Source organism: Brevibacillus sp. AF8, assembly GCF_021270385.1.
Taxonomy (GTDB): Bacteria; Bacillota; Bacilli; order Brevibacillales; family Brevibacillaceae; genus Brevibacillus.
The window spans coordinates 105,967-123,240 of sequence record NZ_JAGQDN010000016.1 but is presented as its reverse complement, the minus strand read 5'-3'; the positions used below and the strand labels follow the sequence as shown (position 1 = coordinate 123,240).

The 17,274-nt window shown below is 47.1% G+C and carries 23 protein-coding genes; 1 reads left to right on the top strand and 22 read right to left on the bottom strand.

Features of this window, described 5'->3' with window-relative positions; translation table 11 throughout:
- Positions 1 to 237 precede the first annotated feature (237 nt).
- The 16 genes from recO to KB186_RS19795 all read right to left on the bottom strand — a co-directional run bounded on the left by recO (position 238) and on the right by KB186_RS19795 (position 10,784).
- Positions 238 to 1,011, bottom strand: a complete 774-nt coding sequence (gene recO, locus KB186_RS19870; RefSeq protein WP_173611452.1) for a DNA repair protein RecO — start codon at positions 1,009 to 1,011, stop codon at positions 238 to 240.
- Positions 1,002 to 1,157, bottom strand: coding sequence for a YqzL family protein (locus tag KB186_RS19865; RefSeq protein WP_012685773.1), 156 nt, complete (start codon positions 1,155 to 1,157; stop codon positions 1,002 to 1,004). The genes recO and KB186_RS19865 overlap by 10 nt, the downstream gene beginning before the upstream one ends.
- A gap of 104 nt (positions 1,158 to 1,261) precedes the next feature.
- Positions 1,262 to 2,179, bottom strand: a complete 918-nt coding sequence (gene era / locus KB186_RS19860; RefSeq protein WP_047072508.1) for a GTPase Era — start codon at positions 2,177 to 2,179, stop codon at positions 1,262 to 1,264.
- Positions 2,172 to 2,570: a cytidine deaminase gene (gene cdd / locus KB186_RS19855; RefSeq protein ID WP_173611453.1), complete on the bottom strand. Its 399-nt coding sequence runs from the start codon at positions 2,568 to 2,570 to the stop codon at positions 2,172 to 2,174. The genes era and cdd overlap by 8 nt, the downstream gene beginning before the upstream one ends.
- A gap of 123 nt (positions 2,571 to 2,693) precedes the next feature.
- Positions 2,694 to 3,065 carry a diacylglycerol kinase family protein gene (locus tag KB186_RS19850; protein ID WP_173611454.1) on the bottom strand — a complete coding sequence of 124 codons (372 nt, stop codon included), beginning with the start codon at positions 3,063 to 3,065 and terminating at the stop codon, positions 2,694 to 2,696.
- 9 nt (positions 3,066 to 3,074) lie between these two features.
- Positions 3,075 to 3,554: an rRNA maturation RNase YbeY gene (gene ybeY, locus KB186_RS19845; RefSeq protein WP_173611455.1), complete on the bottom strand. Its 480-nt coding sequence runs from the start codon at positions 3,552 to 3,554 to the stop codon at positions 3,075 to 3,077.
- Positions 3,555 to 3,587: 33 nt separating this feature from the next.
- Positions 3,588 to 4,559 carry a PhoH family protein gene (locus KB186_RS19840; RefSeq protein WP_173611456.1) on the bottom strand — a complete coding sequence of 324 codons (972 nt, stop codon included), beginning with the start codon at positions 4,557 to 4,559 and terminating at the stop codon, positions 3,588 to 3,590.
- Positions 4,560 to 4,615: 56 nt separating this feature from the next.
- The gene (gene yqfD / locus KB186_RS19835; RefSeq protein ID WP_232774228.1) at positions 4,616 to 5,800 is read right to left on the bottom strand and encodes a sporulation protein YqfD; all 1,185 of its coding nucleotides are present in this window, start codon (positions 5,798 to 5,800) and stop codon (positions 4,616 to 4,618) included.
- Positions 5,801 to 5,827: 27 nt separating this feature from the next.
- Positions 5,828 to 6,124, bottom strand: a complete 297-nt coding sequence (gene yqfC / locus KB186_RS19830) for a sporulation protein YqfC (RefSeq protein ID WP_007727617.1) — start codon at positions 6,122 to 6,124, stop codon at positions 5,828 to 5,830.
- A 206-nt stretch (positions 6,125 to 6,330) separates the two neighbouring features.
- A complete protein-coding gene (locus KB186_RS19825) occupies positions 6,331 to 6,501 on the bottom strand; it encodes a sigma-70 family RNA polymerase sigma factor (RefSeq protein ID WP_173611458.1) in 171 nt (56 codons plus the stop codon).
- A 172-nt stretch (positions 6,502 to 6,673) separates the two neighbouring features.
- The gene (locus tag KB186_RS19820) at positions 6,674 to 7,177 is read right to left on the bottom strand and encodes a hypothetical protein (protein WP_173611459.1); all 504 of its coding nucleotides are present in this window, start codon (positions 7,175 to 7,177) and stop codon (positions 6,674 to 6,676) included.
- An 11-nt stretch (positions 7,178 to 7,188) separates the two neighbouring features.
- The gene (gene floA / locus KB186_RS19815) at positions 7,189 to 8,193 is read right to left on the bottom strand and encodes a flotillin-like protein FloA (RefSeq protein ID WP_173611460.1); all 1,005 of its coding nucleotides are present in this window, start codon (positions 8,191 to 8,193) and stop codon (positions 7,189 to 7,191) included.
- Between the two features lie 7 nt (positions 8,194 to 8,200).
- On the bottom strand, positions 8,201 to 9,544 hold the full coding sequence (locus tag KB186_RS19810) for an NfeD family protein (RefSeq protein WP_173611461.1): 1,344 nt from the start codon (positions 9,542 to 9,544) through the stop codon (positions 8,201 to 8,203).
- 165 nt (positions 9,545 to 9,709) lie between these two features.
- Positions 9,710 to 10,156 carry a GatB/YqeY domain-containing protein gene (locus tag KB186_RS19805; protein WP_007727628.1) on the bottom strand — a complete coding sequence of 149 codons (447 nt, stop codon included), beginning with the start codon at positions 10,154 to 10,156 and terminating at the stop codon, positions 9,710 to 9,712.
- A 17-nt stretch (positions 10,157 to 10,173) separates the two neighbouring features.
- On the bottom strand, positions 10,174 to 10,347 hold the full coding sequence (gene rpsU / locus KB186_RS19800; RefSeq protein ID WP_007727630.1) for a 30S ribosomal protein S21: 174 nt from the start codon (positions 10,345 to 10,347) through the stop codon (positions 10,174 to 10,176).
- Positions 10,348 to 10,460: 113 nt separating this feature from the next.
- A complete protein-coding gene (locus KB186_RS19795) occupies positions 10,461 to 10,784 on the bottom strand; it encodes a histidine triad nucleotide-binding protein (RefSeq protein WP_012685763.1) in 324 nt (107 codons plus the stop codon).
- A 145-nt stretch (positions 10,785 to 10,929) separates the two neighbouring features.
- Between KB186_RS19795 and KB186_RS19790 the strand changes: the two genes are divergently transcribed.
- Complete coding sequence (locus tag KB186_RS19790; RefSeq protein ID WP_173611462.1) at positions 10,930 to 12,312, top strand: UDP-N-acetylmuramoyl-tripeptide--D-alanyl-D-alanine ligase; 1,383 nt, start codon at positions 10,930 to 10,932, stop codon at positions 12,310 to 12,312.
- 145 nt (positions 12,313 to 12,457) lie between these two features.
- Here the strand turns inward: KB186_RS19790 and KB186_RS28480 are convergent, their stop codons facing one another.
- From KB186_RS28480 to KB186_RS19765, 6 genes are all read right to left on the bottom strand, one after another.
- Entirely contained in the window at positions 12,458 to 12,667 is a 210-nt protein-coding gene (locus KB186_RS28480) for a histidine phosphatase family protein (protein ID WP_221868962.1), read from the bottom strand.
- A complete protein-coding gene (locus KB186_RS19785; protein ID WP_232774227.1) occupies positions 12,654 to 13,793 on the bottom strand; it encodes a TolB-like translocation protein in 1,140 nt (379 codons plus the stop codon). Before KB186_RS19785 ends, KB186_RS28480 begins: the two co-directional genes overlap by 14 nt.
- A 113-nt stretch (positions 13,794 to 13,906) precedes the next feature.
- Entirely contained in the window at positions 13,907 to 14,743 is an 837-nt protein-coding gene (locus tag KB186_RS19780; RefSeq protein ID WP_232774226.1) for a sugar phosphate isomerase/epimerase family protein, read from the bottom strand.
- Between the two features lie 7 nt (positions 14,744 to 14,750).
- Positions 14,751 to 15,734: a DUF6005 family protein gene (locus KB186_RS19775; RefSeq protein WP_232774225.1), complete on the bottom strand. Its 984-nt coding sequence runs from the start codon at positions 15,732 to 15,734 to the stop codon at positions 14,751 to 14,753.
- Positions 15,735 to 15,766: 32 nt separating this feature from the next.
- Complete coding sequence (asbD, locus tag KB186_RS19770; protein ID WP_232774224.1) at positions 15,767 to 16,033, bottom strand: petrobactin biosynthesis protein AsbD; 267 nt, start codon at positions 16,031 to 16,033, stop codon at positions 15,767 to 15,769.
- Positions 16,030 to 17,274 carry an AMP-binding protein gene (locus tag KB186_RS19765; RefSeq protein ID WP_232774223.1) on the bottom strand — a complete coding sequence of 415 codons (1,245 nt, stop codon included), beginning with the start codon at positions 17,272 to 17,274 and terminating at the stop codon, positions 16,030 to 16,032. Before KB186_RS19765 ends, asbD begins: the two co-directional genes overlap by 4 nt.

Genomic DNA, 17,274 nt, shown 5'->3' with positions numbered 1-17,274 from the left:
TGATGCGACAGTGTAGGGACGAGAGGATTCTCGCGGTTCCACCCTACTTGGCGAATGACTTCTTCGCCCACCTTACAATTAAATTGCTCCAGAACGCCCTTCATCAGCATGGTGACCGGGCTCCCACTATCCCCGATTCGCTATTCACAGCCAGTGGCCGACTACTCTTTTCCTTCATGGCAACATTCGGTATACAAGTTTGGTTCTTATCATAACGAAAACAAATTCGTATGTCAATTAGTCCTGATCTGTTTGCGTCATTCTTTCCATACGCTCCAGTTGTTCCAGAAATGCTCGACTTTTCAGCCTGAGATCCAGATACTCGTCCATGAAACTCCGCAGCACATGCTTGAGCTGGTTGCGTGTAGCCGGTTTTACTTCAATGTCACCAAGACGCTCCAAATCAAATACCTGGAACAGCCGTAACAGCTTCCAGGTCGAGGGTGTAACTGCCATAGCGTATGGATCGGAAGGCAGGCAAACTGGGCACAACAGGCCGCCCTGTCCTACACTGATCGCATAGGGCTCGCGCTGTTCGCCACAGTTTGCACACGCCGTGAGCTGCGGGGAGATACCCGCTACCATTAGCATCTTGGTCTCAAAAATCCGACACAGGATCTCAGCATCTCGTCCTTCATCCAAATAGCGGAACGTATGAAGGAGTAGCTGAAACAAGTAGGGATTCGGCTCTCTTTCCTGCGTCAGTCGATCCAAAAGCTCTGCTATGTATGCGGCATAAGCCGTAGCAGTCAGGCTTTGCCGCATATCCCGGAACGAATCCAGCATATCTCCCTGAGAGAGATCAGGCATTCCCGTACCGGGTCCTGCCTTGCATAGATAATAACTATGCGAAAACAACTGGGAGACGGCGGCAAGACGGCTTTTGGTCTTTTTGGCACCACGGGCCATCACGCCTAATTTGCCGTTCTCCCGGGTAAACAATGTCATCACTTTACTGGACTCGCCATAGTCCACACTGCGAATGACAATCCCTTCCCACTTTACAAGCATGCCTGCGTGTCACCCAATTCTTCCTGGGCGAGATCAAACGAGGTCTCCTCACTGGAAACATCCGTTTGATGGTGATCACGGTAGAGAAGGTAAGCATGGATGTCACCGGTTGAAGCGAAAACTCTCCAAGAAAAGTCACGAAGCAAGGAGCATCATCCTTTCCTATATCGGGTCTATCCACTTCCTTCTTAGAATCACCTTTGCCCGTTATTCTATGCCTTGGAAAAATTAACACATCGCGTTGGGAATATTATTGCTCGTCGTAGAAACCGAAGTTACGCAGCATCCGCTCTTGGTTGCGCCAATCCTTTTTCACCTTGATCCAGAGCTCCAAAAATACCTGGTCCCCCATCAGTCGCTCGATATCCTTGCGGGCGCGTTGACCAATTTCTTTGAGCATCTGGCCTTTTTGCCCGATCAAAATACCCCGCTGGGAATCCCGCTCAACGTAAATAGCCGCATAAATGTAAAGCGTTTTGCCATTTTCGCCTCGCTTCATTTCTTCAATGACGACCGCAATGGAGTGAGGTACTTCTTCTCTGGTCAAATGCAGAACTTTTTCCCGAATCAACTCGGCTGCTACAAAGCGTTCCGGATGGTCTGTCACCTGGTCGGCAGGGTAATACATCGGGCCCTCTTCCATTTCACCCAAAATAGCCTGCTGCAATGATCCTGTATTGTTACCTTCCAGAGCAGAGATTGGAACAATTTGCTTGAAATCATACAATTTGCGGTAATCGTCAATAATTGGCAGCAGTGCTTCCGGGTGCACCTTGTCAATTTTGTTGATGACCAAAAATACTGGCGTTTTGACCTGCTTCAACCGCTCGATGATGTAGTCGTCCCCAGCTCCGCGTTTTTCTGTTGCATCGACAACAAACAAAACGAGGTCTACTTCGTTCAATGTATTTTCGGCAACCGAAACCATATAGTTTCCGAGTTTGGATTGGGGCTTGTGAATCCCAGGTGTATCCAAGAAAATAATTTGTCCTTCTTCTGTCGTATGAACCGCCGTAATTTTGTTGCGTGTCGTTTGCGGCTTATTCGACATGATGGCGATTTTATGTCCCACAATATGATTCAACAGGGTTGATTTTCCAACATTTGGACGTCCCACAATGGAGACAAAGCCAGATTTAAACGATTGCTTGGTCTTGCGATTATCCACGTAAATCCTCCTTGGTGAATGCGCCTGGAAGCAGGGCAGATACTGTCGTTTCCCAAAGGTCGCCTTTGAGATTCGTCAAAAATACAGGCATGTCCGGCGGGCACAGCTCCGCGATGACTTGTCGGCAAGCCCCGCACGGTGATACAGCTTGCGGAGTATCGGCAGCGACAGCTAAAGCCTTGTAAGTCCGATCATTTTCCGAATACGCTTTGAAAAGAGCCGTACGCTCTGCACAGTTGCACAGCGAGTACGCTGCATTTTCAATATTGCCTCCCAAATAAACCTTGCCACTCTCAGCTAAAAGAGCTGCACCTACCTGAAACTTGGAGTACGGTACATAAGCAAGCTTTCTGGCTTCGATTGCTTGTGCTAACAATGATTGTTTATCCATTCTCATCATTCCTCATATGATTGATCTTTAACATCATTTCATAGCAAGATGTGTCCAAAGAGACACGAAGAAACCAGACTGAAAGGTCAACTGGAATGACCCGTCCGGTACCACTAGTAAAAACTATCCCCATACTTTTTGCAACAGTGGCTGTCCAAATACGAGGACTCCGATGATGAGGGACAGGATTGCCGCCACAAGCACAGCTCCTGCTCCCACATCTTTGGCAATCTTTGCCTTGGCGTGCCATTCCGGGGAAGCTAAATCAACGACTGCTTCAATCGCGGTATTTACCAGCTCCAAGGAGAAGACCAGACCGATAGAAAAAAGGACCAGCAAAACATCGCTGCGGGGTATCTGCAGCCACCACGCTGCCGCCAGCACCAAAATGGCTGCGGCTACGTGGATTTGCATGTTTCGCTGTGTCCGTACGGTATAGGAAATTCCTTGCAAAGCGTAGGCGAAGCTGCGAATCAATCGTCGCCATTCCTTCAACGTAATCTCCTACCTCGTCAAGCCGATTTCTTCCAGCACCTTTTCTTGACGTGAAAACATTTCCTTCTCTTCTTCTGGTGTTCCATGATCATAACCCAGAAGGTGAAGAAAACCATGAACCGTGAGAAATCCGAGTTCGCGTTCGAATGAATGGCCATAGTCTTCGGCCTGCTCATGTGCTTTTGGCACTGAGATAATGATATCTCCAAGCATATTCGGAAACTCGCTGGCCTCTTCCTCATCGATGAAGATTTCCATTTCTCCTTCACCCGGTTCGTTCATCGCAAAGGACAGAACATCCGTAGGCCGATCAACGCCACGATAATCGCGATTCAACTCGTGGATGCGCTCGTTGTTCACCAGCGTGACAACTACTTCTCCTTGTACGTCTTCCAGCTTTGCCGCTGCTTCCAGGCAACGAACGAGCAGGTTTTGCAAATTCTCATCGATCGCATCGATTTCTTCATGTAGGATTTCTACAGATAACACAGGTAAACGATCTCCTTTTTGTGACGCCATTTATTAATAGCCGTGTTCTACTTCTTCCTTGGCATATGCAGCAATGATTTTTTGTACCAGACTGTGGCGAACGACGTCTCCCTCTTGGAAATGAATAAAGGCTACATCTGAAATCGGACTTAAGATGCGCTGTGCTTCTCGCAATCCGGATTTCTTGCCTTTTGGCAAATCCACCTGGGTCACATCACCCGTAATGACCATTTTGGAACCAAAGCCAAGCCTGGTCAAAAACATTTTCATTTGCTCGGGAGTCGTGTTCTGGGCTTCATCCAAAATAACGAAGGAATCTTCGAGCGTACGACCACGCATGTACGCCAAAGGTGCAACCTCTATGAGTCCGCGTTCCATCATTTTGGCGACTTGTTCGTTACCCAGCATGTCGTACAAGGCATCATAGAGCGGACGCAGGTAAGGGTCTACTTTTTCCTGCAAATCTCCTGGCAAAAATCCAAGGCTCTCCCCCGCTTCTACGGCCGGTCTGGTAAGAACGATCCGTTTGACACGCCCATTTTTCAACGCATTTACTGCTGTGACAACAGCCAAATACGTTTTTCCGGTACCAGCTGGTCCAATTCCAAACACAATGTCATGCTTCTTGATCGCAGACAAATAGTGACGCTGGCCCAAAGTCTTTGCCCTGATTACTTTGCCACGTTGGGTACGAGCGACTTCTTCATCATACACATCGAGCAGTTGGGCACCTTCTCCCCGTTCAATCAACGACATCGCATAAGAGATGTCTCGCTCGGACAGGGCAATCCCTCTGCGAATCAACTGTAGCAGAGTTTCAATCAACGCTGTCAGTTTGTCCACTTCCGGCTTATCCCCGCTAATAACCAGTTCGCCTTCTCGGGTCATAATTTTGGCGGAACTTCTTTGCTCGATCAGTGTTAGGTACGCGTCATGTGGTCCGAACAACAGCAAGGCCTCAGATGCGTCTGAAAACGGGATTCTTACCTCATCTTGTACGTGCAACAGGCTTCCATCTCCTTGCAACGGTAATCAGCAATGCGTCATTTGCTTGCCATCCCTCACTGCCCAACGAGAGGCTGTTCAATGGCAATATCTTCAATGACGGAAAAATGAATGCTTACGTAAACTTTACCATTCTCTGTTGTGACGTGCAAAACTTTTTCGTCCTGAATGAACGCATCTTTTCCAGCTTTTTTCAAGATATCCTCCCTGGCGAATTTTTTAGCCAGTTCCGTCGCTTCCTCCACGCTCATTTCTGTTTGAACGGGTTCTGTTTGCGCGTACGTTACTGTCTTCCAGCCAAGTGGTGAGGTATATCCCCCATACGAGGGCAAATACCGTTGTTCTGCCATTTCGGCTTGTGCAAAGGACTGTTTTTCAAATGGCCACACGTATACCGCATAGGGTCCTACGAGAAGGTATTGATGCTGCAGCTTTTCTCCCGTCAAACGGTGCATCGTTTGTTTTAGCGGGACAGATGTGTTGCTCATATACCACACTTCCCCTTGCACCTTGCCTCGCGCTGATACGGCTTGTTGTCGGGTATCATTGCCAATGATCCCGGAAATGAGAACTTGGCCTTTTTCTACCAATTGATTGCTCACAACCTGACTGCGGCCAACCTCTGGGAGAATTTTATGGACGACAGCCCTCTTTTTCGCTACAAGATGACGAGGACCAGTTGCAAGCGGCTTTACGGGAGCCTCTTTTTCAACCACTTGAAGCATGACCTTGGTTCCTTGAATCTCAATTCCAACCCAGGACGCTTCCGGCAGCAGACTCAACAGCTCTTTTTGCAATACCAACGGTTCTTTTAGTTTGACCTTCCATGCCCCTTCTTTAATCCCCACTTGTTCGGCAGCTTGAATCACTCGACGCGGATCTACCATTTTCGTCCCGCTCACTTCAACACTCCAGACAAAGGAGGAGAGCATGTACAATCCAATGAAAAAAAGGGCAGCCCCAATTGCCAATCCAGATCGTCTACGTATACGCAGCAGCCAGAAAGGCAGCCCGTCTCTTGCCTCCACGTGACTGCGACAGCCTGTCTCTTTTAAAAGCGGACGTAAACGAAAATAATCCCGAATCAAAATATCGCAGCGAGTCACCTCTTCTCCTACCCTGCGAATATTCCAGATTCGAATTCCATCCCGTACGGCCATATTCAGCATCCGCTCAAACCGTTTTCCCCGAACGGTAATGGTTACATGTCCATCCACCCACTCCTTGATTCCATACCGCATACGTGCCGCCCCCTACCTTTACCAAGATTACGAGCTCTGTGGTCCTGTCTCCAAAAATTTCACACCACCGATTCTGCCTTCTAACAGAACCTCCTCAGGCAAAATCGCTCGGATGACAAGCTGTTCACCTGAAACAATCATTTGACCGTTCGTCAACAACAGACGAAGCTCTTTTTCGCTAAAATGCAAGACTCCTCGATGATTCTCTATATACATTTGCAAATGACCGATCATCGTGATGCGCGGGACTTCCAGGACTACATCTTGCGGCAGATCCAACACCCCTCCGGCCAGCTGGCGCAGACGGCGGCTCCAACGCTTCATGGATTAGCCCCCCTTCTCGTTCTATATATTGGCGAATATGACGATCTCATCTGTTTGCAGGTGCAAAACCATTCTTATCTATGCGTATGCGCGAGCATAAAGTGGCATTCATCAAAAACAGTCACAAAAAAAGAGCCCTCATCGCTCGCGATTTAGCAAGCAGATGAGGACTCATACTTTGAAATACATTCCACAAAACCCATTGATTATTTGCTTTCTTTTGTAAGCGCCTTCCATTTTTTCATGACTCGCTTTACTTTCTCAGCTGAACAACCGCATGCGATCGCTGTTTCATATACTGATTTGTTTTCGAAGATGGCAAGCCGAATCACTTTTTGACGAAACCGCCCCATTTGCTCAAAAATTTGTTGATTCATCGCTTGACCTCTGTCCCTTCTTCTATTTGGAGGAATTTTCATTACATTCAGGATAGTCAACAAGGATATGAGAAACAAGACAAGTTATTCGATATATTTCGACATGAAAACATTGCGTATCAATCAATGAAAAACAGGCGAACCGAAGTTCACCTGTTTGACTAGCTACTATTTATAAAATCTTTCTTTGCCGAACCTGCTTAGCGTACGGAGCCTTTGAGCGCGGCTCTCCAAAAATGAGCGCCCATTTCATGCCATCACGGGGATTGCCGTGTTTTGATGTGAGTGTTTTCGCTCGGTCTAAATCAGCAACCTTCATTGATTCCGATTGCTTCACTGTGATGGTCGGACCCGTTGAAGCACGAGCTGGACTGGAAAATGCCCATTCCTGCTCGACTCCAATCCCTTCCATCGATTCTTGCTGAAGTGGCTCGTATTTGGAGGATGCTCGCACCGTCTCCCTGCCATAATCCTCTGTTTCCTTCGGGATATCCGACGTTGTAGCCGGGGTAAGCGGAGGCATTTTCTTGCCTTGAGACATCTTCTTCTTTCCGGTTTTTCCAAGAGCTTTATATCCTAAGTAACCAAGGATGACAAACCAGAACTTGCCGATGAGCGGGATGATCCACTCGACTAAATCCAGTAAATCTGCGACGAGATCCATAAGATCTTCCATGGCAATCGCCCTTATTCTTTCTCGTCTGGCGTAGCAGGATCTTGTTTGTCACCTGCATGCCCGAAGGATTGACGCATTTGTGTATCAGCAGCAATGTTTTGCATGTTGTAATAATCCATTACGCCCATTTTGCCGCTTTTCAATGCTTCGGACAAAGCGAGTGGTACTTGCGCTTCGGCTTCTACTACTTTTGCCTTCATTTCTTGTACGCGCGCGATCATTTCCTGCTCTTGGGCTACCGCCATGGCACGACGCTCTTCCGCTTTCGCTTGGGCAATACGTTTATCTGCTTCTGCTTGGTCGGTTTGCAATTGTGCTCCGATGTTCTTCCCTACATCTACGTCCGCAATATCAATCGAGAGAATTTCAAAAGCGGTTCCGGCATCCAGACCTTTGTTCAATACCGTTTTGGAGATCAGATCCGGATTTTCCAATACATCCTTATGTCCTTTTGACGAACCAATAGTCGATACGATCCCCTCACCTACACGGGCGATAATTGTTTCTTCACCAGCACCACCGACCAATCGATCGATGTTGGCACGAACCGTTACTTTGGCACGAGTGCGCAGCTCGATACCGTCCTTTGCCATGGCTGCTACCACAGGTGTTTCAATCACTTTTGGGTTAACACTCATCTGTACCGCTTCCAAAACATCACGACCTGCCAGATCAATGGCTGCTGCGCGTTCGAAGCCAAGTGGAATATCTGCGCGTTGTGCTGCTACGAGCGCATCTACTACACGGTCTACGTTACCGCCTGCGAGATAATGGCTCTCCAATTGATTTGTATCCAGCTGCAAGCCCGCTTTACGCGCTTTAATCAACGGATTCACGATACGGGATGGTATGACGCGACGCAAGCGCATTGCGACGAGGGTAATAATCCCGATATTCACACCGGAAGCCAGTGCAGAAATCCAGAGCATGACTGGTACGAATGAGAAGAAAACTGAAAGTACAACGATGGCTACTGCCACCATAAAAATAAGGGGAATCAAACCACTTTCAAACATGTAGAGCTCACTCCTTTTGTTCTAGTTCGGCAACGACGATACGCGTGCCTTCTACTTGCACAACGGTGATGGCGGTACCTGCTTCAATGAAACCACCAACCGATACAGCATCCACACGTTTTCCTTCCACCTTGACGACCCCTGCCGGGCGCAATGGTGTCAGGGCGATGCCTGATTTTCCTTCCAGCTCACGCTGATCGCGCGGAGCTACGTAACCTTCTTCATTGCTTTGCGTCTCACCCAAGACAAACTTGCTGAATAGACCTTTGACCCCGTATTTCTTCACTAACAGGAACGTAACAATTGCCGTGATCAAAGCAGCCACACCCAGGGATGCCAGCCCTTGCTTCGTGTCGTAGGCTGCCATTACGAGACCAGTCACAATGCTCAGGAAGCCAATCGCACCGACAATGCCGCCCGGAAGAAAAATTTCCAGAAGCATCAGTAAGATTCCGATGACAAACAATCCTATGTGCAACCAGTTGGCAAATCCCGCTACATAATGCCCGAAGAAGTACAGACTAAACGCGAAGAGCGAAATCGTCCCCGCAACACCAAAGCCAGGGGCAAACAGTTCTACTACAATTCCTCCCAAACCAATGATGAGCAAAAGGCTCATCACAATGGGACTCGTTACCCATCTTGCTACCAGTTCTCCACCAGTTGGCTCAATCGCCTGGAGGGAATCTGACTGAATGCCGAGCTTTTTGAGCAGTTCTTCCTTATTGGACACCACATCATCTGCATAACCCAACTGCTTCGCTTGTTGGGCATCAAGAGAAAGCACCGTGCCTTTTGGCTTTAATCCCGGGAATTCTGTATCGATTTCCACCATCGCGCGAGCAACGTCAGGATTGCGATTGTTCAGCTCAGCTGCCGCCTTCATTTTATTGCTCCAACCGGAAATGAACTTAATGTCTGCCGCATTCCCTGCCATGTCAATCGGTGCGGCTGCCCCCATGCTACTACCTGGAGTCATAATAATTTCATTTGCATTCAGGGCGATGTAAGTTCCCGCTGAAAAAGCCTGATTATCAATGTAGGCTATCACATGCATGGGAGCCTGACGGATCAACTGCCCAATCTGGTCGGCAGCGTTAACTTCTCCACCTGGCGTATTGATATGCAAGATAACAAGGTCTGCCTGCTGCTTCTGTGCGTCAGCAAATGCTCTGTGTAAAAAGCTCTCCAGCCCTCGCTCGATGGTGCTATCTACTGGAATCCAGACAGCTTTTTGATAGGTCTTGGCTGTTGTGGACGCGGGAGCAAGAAGCATGGTCATTCCCATAATCAGGCAAAGAAGTGAAAAAAGCAATCGCACGCGGCTTTTTACTAGCCTTGTTGCACTCATTGCATGTACCTCCTTTCCTTCTATCAGCTTCAACGTGTGTGCAATAAGGTATACGAAAGAGGTTGGCAATCGTTTCATATTTATTTTACATTTGGAAAAAAAGAAAAACCCAACCTTTACAGGTTGAGTTTTTCTGTTCGTATCTATATGAGGTGTTACTCTCGTCTACGATGGTAGTTCCTCAGATACAATCTTTTGCACGAGGTTTCCGTCTGCTCTGCCTTTCACTTTCGGCATGATCGCACCCATCACTTTGCCCATCTCCTTTTTGGAGGAGGCATTGGTAGCTGCGATACCTTCCCGAACGATATCACGAATTTCGTCTTCGCTAAGCTGAGCGGGTAAGTAAGCGGAGAGCACGTCGATCTCTTCGCGCGTTTTCGAGGCAAGTTCCACGCGGCCTGCCTTCTCAAATTCGTGGAGGGATTCACGGCGTTGTTTTAACTCACGAGTCAAGATGGTCAGCACTTCGTCTTCAGACAAAAGTCTGCCCTTGTTAATCTCTTCGTTCTTTAATGCGGCTTTCACCATGCGAATAACAGAGAGTTTTAGAGCAGCTCTGTCCTTCATTGCTTGCTTCATATCTTGATCGAGTCGCTCCATTACACTCATGATGAGCCCTCCGTCAATTAAAACTTGCGTTTGCGAGCTGCTTCGGATTTCTTCTTGCGCTTAATGCTAGGCTTCTCAAAGTGGCGACGTTTACGCAGTTCCGCCATCACCCCGGATTTTGCGCTTTCACGCTTGAAGCGGCGAAGTGCGCTATCCAAAGACTCGTTTTTCTTGACTCGAATTTCTGCCATTTGTCTTCCCTCCCTCCGCTAAAACCGTGGGACGCCTGAGTCGAACGTACGAACAGACTGTCACACTTCATTATAGGATAATTGACTAAAGAAGGTCAACCTTTACTTCAATTTTATTCGTAAAAACCGGACAACAGGTGATAATGGATGTGGAAAACCTCTTGTCCACCCTCTTTGCCGCAGTTGTTAATCAAGCGAAAACCTGGCAGCTCCAGCTTTTTCGCCAAGAGTTGCGCTACATGGTGGATATGCCCGATCAGCGGCAGATCCTCGGCGCTTACATCCATGAGCGTGGGAATCGGCTTACGCGGGATAATCAACAAGTGAACGCGTGCTTTTGGTGCAATATCGTGGATGACAATGACGTGCTCGTCCTCATACTCGATACGAGCAGGAATTTCACCGTCCATGATTTTGGTAAAAATACTTTTTTCCATGGGAGACTCCTTTCTTTTTTTGTATGTGGATCGTTATGTATGTAAGAATTGATCGTATCACATTCCCTCACTTTTGTCTTGCGGCGCTACCTAACGCATGGTAGCATGACTTCGAGGTTACTACGGATCAAAGGAGTTCGTGCAGATGAAACCAATTGCACTGGATCAGGCAGCAATCAACGCAGAAGGGATTTTGCTCGCTGGTTCCCCAGGGCTTGCCTTGTCATCCGTTCACTTTGATACCCGCGAGCTGACTGCGGGATCTTTGTTTGTAGCGCTGACAGGCGGCGCACGGGATGGACATGATTTTTTGTTACAAGCCGCTGAACACGGAGCTGTAGCTGCTCTCGTTTCGAATCAGGATAAGATTCCTGGGAACTTGCCAAACGATTTTGGATTAATTCTCGTCAACGATACACTGCGTGGCTTTCAAAAGCTGGCTGCCGCTTATCGGAAAAGCTTTTCTTTCCCTCGCATCGCCATTACAGGAAGTATCGGGAAAACAACCGTAAAGGACATCGTGGCACACGTACTTGCCAGCCGTTCGCCCGTATACAAGACGTATAAAAACTTCAACAACCACATCGGTGTACCTTTGTCATTATTGCAGATGGAAGAAAAACATCAAGCTGCTGTACTGGAGCTCGGGATGAACCACGCCGGTGAAATCGATCTGCTCGCATCGCTGGTTCAGCCAGATATTAGCGTGATTACATTTATCGGAGAGTCTCATATTGAGTATTTTGGCACGCGTGAAAAAATTGCTCTCGCAAAGGCAGAGCTGCTTCCTCATACCGCTCTGGACGGGCTCGTGCTGCTCAACAAGGATTCGGAGTATCTACGGATGATAGCCCATCTGTATCCGGGTGAAATCATGTACTACTCTGTTAATGAGAAGGCGGATATTTGGGCCGAGCAAATCGAAACGGTTGAAAGCGGGACTCGTTTCAAAGTATGCTTAGCCTCCGGGGAGAATTTCGAGGCATTCCTGCCGTTGCATGGCCGCCACAGTGTCCTGAATGCACTGCCTGCTGTCGCGATTGCCAAGAGACTCGGAATGGATACGGAGCAAATTGTTCACGCTTTGTCCACCGTTCAGCTCTCCGCCATGCGGTTTGAGCAAATGAACGGGAAGCACGGTACTGTGTATATCAGTGATGCGTACAATGCCAGCCCCGTTTCCATGGAAGCCGCCGTACGGACCTTTGCTGAGCTGTACCCTAAGCGCGCGAGAGTCGTTGTGCTAGGTGACATGTATGAGCTCGGTCCAGAAAGTGCGGCTATGCACGCGGGCGTCGGAGCCTCGCTTCAAGACATCGCTGAGCGCTTCGAGCTGCTCGTGACAATCGGTGAGGATTCACGTCATCTCCATGATGCTTATTCGGGCAAAAAGCTGCATTTCTCGACCAAAGCAGAGGCATTGGCTGCTCTGCTGCCGCTGCGGGATGAAAAACATGCCTTTTTGTTCAAGGCTTCCAAAGGTATGTCTTTATGGACGCTTATTACTGATCTCGAAGGTCACGAATAATAGTAAGAGAACAGCCGCCTCTCGTATCATACGGGAGACGGCTTGTTTTTTAGCGCTTGTCATTATCATTCCACAGACGTTCTACCTGGATTAATCGATCTTCCTCAAAGCTTAGATGATAAATATCGGGCATCGAGGTCTTTTTTCAAAAGGAGAAATCGTATGATGGATCGTAGTGATTCATAATGATCGTCATGATGTTTCCATGGATGCCAATCGCGACTTTTTTGCCTTGATGGTGATCCAAAACTTCCTGAAAGGCAGCGATTCCTCTTTCCCCCGCTACTTCATTGGATTCTCCCCCTGCGAAAGCGAACCTGAAGATTAGCCGAATTTGTTGGTTAGCGCTGCTCATAGATTTCGTTGTAAATATCGAGCTTATCAAGCGCGAAAGCCGTATAGTGAGTAGAAGCAAGATCGGCTACGTAGTACGATTTCCCATCCTTTGCCCAGCCAATGATGCGATAGTTATCAGCAGAGCTCAAATACGGGTTTGGTAAGCCTTTCTTCGGATCACTGAATGGATCGTTGCAATTTTTCACCTGCTTGCAAAAGCGGATGGCCCCATACGAGTCTTGTGAATTTGATGGATGTACATATACTTCTGCTGCAAACTGATTCCCTCCCGGTGACCAGAAAATCTGTTTCAAATCGTTATCAGGATAAAAGGACGACTTCAAAATCAATTTTTTCCCCGCTGGCAGATCCAGCATGTATTCTTCTTTTTCCGTTCGCATATACCGGTACTTCATATCATTCGAATAAGAAGGAAAGTCGGTCATTTTGTGTTCGTATTTTAACCCCGTTGGCAAATCAAGCTCTTTGAAGGCTGTTTGCGTCCGGTAAAACAGCTTTTTGGAATTTGGCATCCAATAAAACTTCTCTTGTGGTGCGTATTGATCTACCTTCCATTCATACTGGTCATTCTTTTTCATTTTGAGTGTTGGCAGGTGCTGCAAGTACAAGTGACCGCTTACTTTGGAATTGGAAGAGAGCATGTCCATACGGGTGAACACCATGTACTGTTCATCCGGTGAAACGGAAAAATCAAGGACAGGATACTGAGCTGCTGCCGGGACGAGTACCGTTTTTTTGCTGTCTGGCAGACTGAGCTTTACGATACCGCCATTTTCACGAACGTAGAGTACGTCTTGCTTTGGCGACCATTTGCCATAGCCGGATAGCTGCGTCATCTTTTTTGTTTGCATATCGTACAAGTACGGTATGGTTCGGTCTGCCTTTCCGTATCCGATTCGCTCCCCGTATACAAACCGCCCCGATGGCGACATGTTCGCCCGGTGAATCAAGGGCATGTTCGTCACGGTTTTTGTCACTTTTCCATCTACTGTGACTTTATAGATGACGACTGGCTCTGGTTTGCGAGGGTCTGCCTTTGCAGGAGCAGAAGCATTGATTTGTCCAGGAACAAGGATGCCCAGCAAGGAAATCAGCAAACATGAGAGCAATAGGTGTTTTTTCATCAAGGGTCCTCCCGAATAAGTAATCAATACGTAGACGCTCGCTGGGAGCACTTGGTTTCCTTTTACATAAAAAAAAAATCGGAAGCACCCCTGCGCCTCCGACCTTTTCTCACTTACGCACTAACCATCATTGCCTTTCGCAACCATTCTATCTCTTCCACTAATACACGCTGCGGACTCTGACCAAACCATTCAATAGATGCAAAATAATCCGTATCCGCAATCTTTTCTAAAATTGGCCCATAGTCTACAACACCTTCACCAAGCAGTACCATTCCCTCACGATCACCGTTAGGGGCATATACATTATGCGGAGCGAATACCGGCAGATGATTCGATGAAGAAATATTTTTCAAATGATAATGAGCTACCCACGGTTTCAATTGCTCGTACGCATCGATCGGATCAGCACCGGATTCCCAGACATGAAGAAAATCAAGATTCACTTTTAGTGCAGGATGATTGACTTCCCGCAACAAAGCAAGTGTAGAACTCAGCGAATCTGTAAGCGTGTTCGGATGTGTTTCGACCAAAAGCTGAATCCCGTGCTCTTGACACATCTTACATAAGATTTGCAAATGATGCACATAGCCTGCACGCTCTTCTGGCCCAACTTCTTGACTTGCCTTTTGTCCGGCAAACGTCCTGATTTGCTTCACATGTAGCCAATTTGCCAGTGAAATGAGTCTTTTTGCTTTTTCCAGCGTACGCTGAAATCCTGACGAAGTAGCAATATCCAGATAATCGCTAAGCATGGAGATACTCATGCCCTGATCCCTGACCGACCTTACCTGCTCCTCCATCTCTAATCGATCATGATCGTACAGATGTTGAGCGTGGGTTCCCCATAACTCGATTCCATCAAAATGATGACGATGAGCAAACCGAACAATCTGTTCAAACGAAATCAACTGGTGGCGAAAAGTAATTGTGCACAATGAGAGTTTCATTTGATCTTTACCTCCACCCTTTTTCGTCTACAGTGACGAGACTTTTATCCATTTGGGTCCACAGTACAAACTGACGTTCCAGCTCTTTTTTCACTTCTAGTTCAATCAGATCAATCTCTTCTAACGCATCGATAATTGGAGGCAACAACGCCAGATTCTTGGTCATCGCCATTTTGACAGACAAGTACTGAGCTGTTGTAAACCCTTGGTAGATGTCCTCCACTTTATAGGCGATACGCAAAAACTCATCACGATGGTACTGCAGGTAATCTTGCAGATAGAGAAATGCATACTCGTAGCTGTATTTACGGATCGCAATCACTTTTACCTGAGTCACTGCCGCAAGCAACATGTCCAAGTTGTATCCATTGCGCCCTTCTGCCATGTCTGTAATCAATTGCTTCAACTCAAGGGTAAATGGGTTATGATCACGCTTGAGTGTGTCGTAGAAATAGTCATGGATCATTTCATAGGTTGGTTCCTTAATTTCACTCGCATCCACCATAAAGCCGCCACCAAACGGATTTTCCAAGAAGGCTTTGATCACCGTCTCCTTCTTCACATTGCCCTCCCAACGAAAATCCGGGTCAAACATAAACCACTCATCTTCATTCTCCGTCTTTGAAATCATCAAAAAATGTGGGAATGGCTTCAATGCAAATTTATTATCTCGTTCTGGAACCAGCGACATGTCTATCTGAACAAGGACAAACTGATCCTCGGTACGCTTATCAATTAACTCTAAGAACATGTCCAAATTGGAGGCTTTATCTCGGGAATGATCATACCATTCCGTTACTTTCGCTCGGAAAAGCCGCTCATATCCCTTGATAATCTCCTCATGGTTATCAATGTAATAGGTGACCACACCTTGATCCGTAATGGAGTACTCGGCATCCCATATGCCAAAATAATAGGGACGATAATCAATTTTTGTGCGGCGCTTTATCACTTCGCATAGGCATGAAATAATGCAATGAACCTTAACCATTCTGTATCCCCCACTCGATGTTTGTATAGACGCTAATTCGCTACATGCTGCGGTTCCAGCTGTTCAACAAAAGTAAGCAGTGATCCGACCGTTTGGAAGATTCGTGGATCCAACTCATGAGCAGGTACGACCAATTTCAAATCTTCCTCGATATACACAATCAGTTGCAATAGCATGATCGAATCAATATGTAGATCCTCATTCAATCGCATGGACTCCTCTAGCGTGACGATATACGATAATTTTAATTTTTCGGTCATGATCGTATGAATTTGCTCGATTCTTTCTGTTCGTGTCATTTGCTGATCGTCTCCATTTCTACTAATCGACGGCTGATTTTTCCGGTGGCTGTCTTAGGAATGCTCGTCACACATTGGATGTCAAATGGGACTTTATAGCCTGGCAAACGATCTTGGCACCATTCCCTGATTTGTTCAGGAGTCGTTCCTCCCTCTGTAATAACCTGCGCCTTCACAATCTCTCCCATGACTGGATGACGTCCACGATACACGACCACTTCTTTTGTCCCATTCATTTTCAAAATGACATCCTCGACCTCTAAAGGAAATACCTTTAAGCCAGAGACGTTTATTACATCATCCATCCTTGATACAAATTGAATGTGTCCTTCTCCTGTCCAAAAACCTAAATCCTGCGTCGCTATTTCGTTCTGTCCATTCCAAATCTTAATTTCATCAGGTTGGTCTTCCTTTTCGCCTGTTGTCATGGTTACATGGGAAAGGGGAACCCCCAGATCTGTATGCGACCGCATCTGTTTGCTCATACTGACGCACCCCGCCTCAGAGCAACCATATTGTTGCATCAAGATGTCGCTCATGCCTTGCAGCTTTAGAAACAAGCCTTCTGGCATGGGGGTTCCTGATGTCATTAACCGGTGAAAGCGTACCTGCTCTCGCGTAAAGCTGGATAAGATGTGATAAAAGACTGGCAGACCATAAACAATATGCTGGGGAGTATCTTGAATCACTTGCAAAGCAAACTTCGGATTTTTGTGCGTCACAATCGAAGGCTTACTTCCCCGTTCCAGGGCTGCCAATACTCCACATATCAATCCATACGAATGTGTCACAGATGCCAGCACGATCGGGGTTAACGCTTCCTCACCTTGGAATAACTGGTTGTAAGCATGAATTTCTGTTTGGATATCATCCCAGCTTCTTCCGATTAGCTTCGCGTCTCCCGTCGTACCTGAGCTATATTGGTAGAGCGATGGTTTTTCGCTCTGTTGTTTATCCGTGATGGACAAGAAGTGCTTCGTCTCTTGATAGACAAGCCCATAACATCTTGCCTTCACTGCCATTTGATAGGCTGTTTCCATCGGGGTTTCCCCATGAATTAACAACACCGAGCCATTATGCTCACGTAAATATTGAACAAGACTAATCACGTCAAGTGGGTCAGCCAAGCAGACTGCATACCTCTTTCCTTCTGGCTGCCGAAAATGATCCATGCTTTCGAACCCTTGCTTATGTCTCTCCAATTCATGCACAGAAATCTCGTTTTGATTTACAATGAACAT

Bases quoted from the DNA above. Each gene is read 5' to 3' on its own strand.
- recO (WP_173611452.1), bottom strand. From the start codon at position 1,011: ATGCTTGTAAAGTGGGAAGGGATTGTCATTCGCAGTGTGGACTATGGC.
- cdd (WP_173611453.1), bottom strand. From the start codon at position 2,570: ATGGATAAACAATCATTGTTAGCACAAGCAATCGAAGCCAGAAAGCTT.
- yqfD (WP_232774228.1), bottom strand. From the start codon at position 5,800: ATGCGGTATGGAATCAAGGAGTGGGTGGATGGACATGTAACCATTACC.
- yqfC (WP_007727617.1), bottom strand. From the start codon at position 6,124: ATGAAGCGTTGGAGCCGCCGTCTGCGCCAGCTGGCCGGAGGGGTGTTG.
- KB186_RS19825 (WP_173611458.1), bottom strand. From the start codon at position 6,501: ATGAATCAACAAATTTTTGAGCAAATGGGGCGGTTTCGTCAAAAAGTG.
- KB186_RS19820 (WP_173611459.1), bottom strand. From the start codon at position 7,177: ATGGAAGATCTTATGGATCTCGTCGCAGATTTACTGGATTTAGTCGAG.
- floA (WP_173611460.1), bottom strand. From the start codon at position 8,193: ATGTTTGAAAGTGGTTTGATTCCCCTTATTTTTATGGTGGCAGTAGCC.
- KB186_RS19810 (WP_173611461.1), bottom strand. From the start codon at position 9,544: ATGAGTGCAACAAGGCTAGTAAAAAGCCGCGTGCGATTGCTTTTTTCA.
- KB186_RS19805 (WP_007727628.1), bottom strand. From the start codon at position 10,156: ATGAGTGTAATGGAGCGACTCGATCAAGATATGAAGCAAGCAATGAAG.
- rpsU (WP_007727630.1), bottom strand. From the start codon at position 10,347: ATGGCAGAAATTCGAGTCAAGAAAAACGAGTCTTTGGATAGCGCACTT.
- KB186_RS19795 (WP_012685763.1), bottom strand. From the start codon at position 10,784: ATGGAAAAAAGTATTTTTACCAAAATCATGGACGGTGAAATTCCTGCT.
- KB186_RS19790 (WP_173611462.1), top strand. From the start codon at position 10,930: ATGAAACCAATTGCACTGGATCAGGCAGCAATCAACGCAGAAGGGATT.
- KB186_RS28480 (WP_221868962.1), bottom strand. From the start codon at position 12,667: ATGAGCAGCGCTAACCAACAAATTCGGCTAATCTTCAGGTTCGCTTTC.
- KB186_RS19785 (WP_232774227.1), bottom strand. From the start codon at position 13,793: ATGAAAAAACACCTATTGCTCTCATGTTTGCTGATTTCCTTGCTGGGC.
- KB186_RS19780 (WP_232774226.1), bottom strand. From the start codon at position 14,743: ATGAAACTCTCATTGTGCACAATTACTTTTCGCCACCAGTTGATTTCG.
- KB186_RS19775 (WP_232774225.1), bottom strand. From the start codon at position 15,734: ATGGTTAAGGTTCATTGCATTATTTCATGCCTATGCGAAGTGATAAAG.
- asbD (WP_232774224.1), bottom strand. From the start codon at position 16,033: ATGACACGAACAGAAAGAATCGAGCAAATTCATACGATCATGACCGAA.
- KB186_RS19765 (WP_232774223.1), bottom strand. From the start codon at position 17,274: ATGTTCATTGTAAATCAAAACGAGATTTCTGTGCATGAATTGGAGAGA.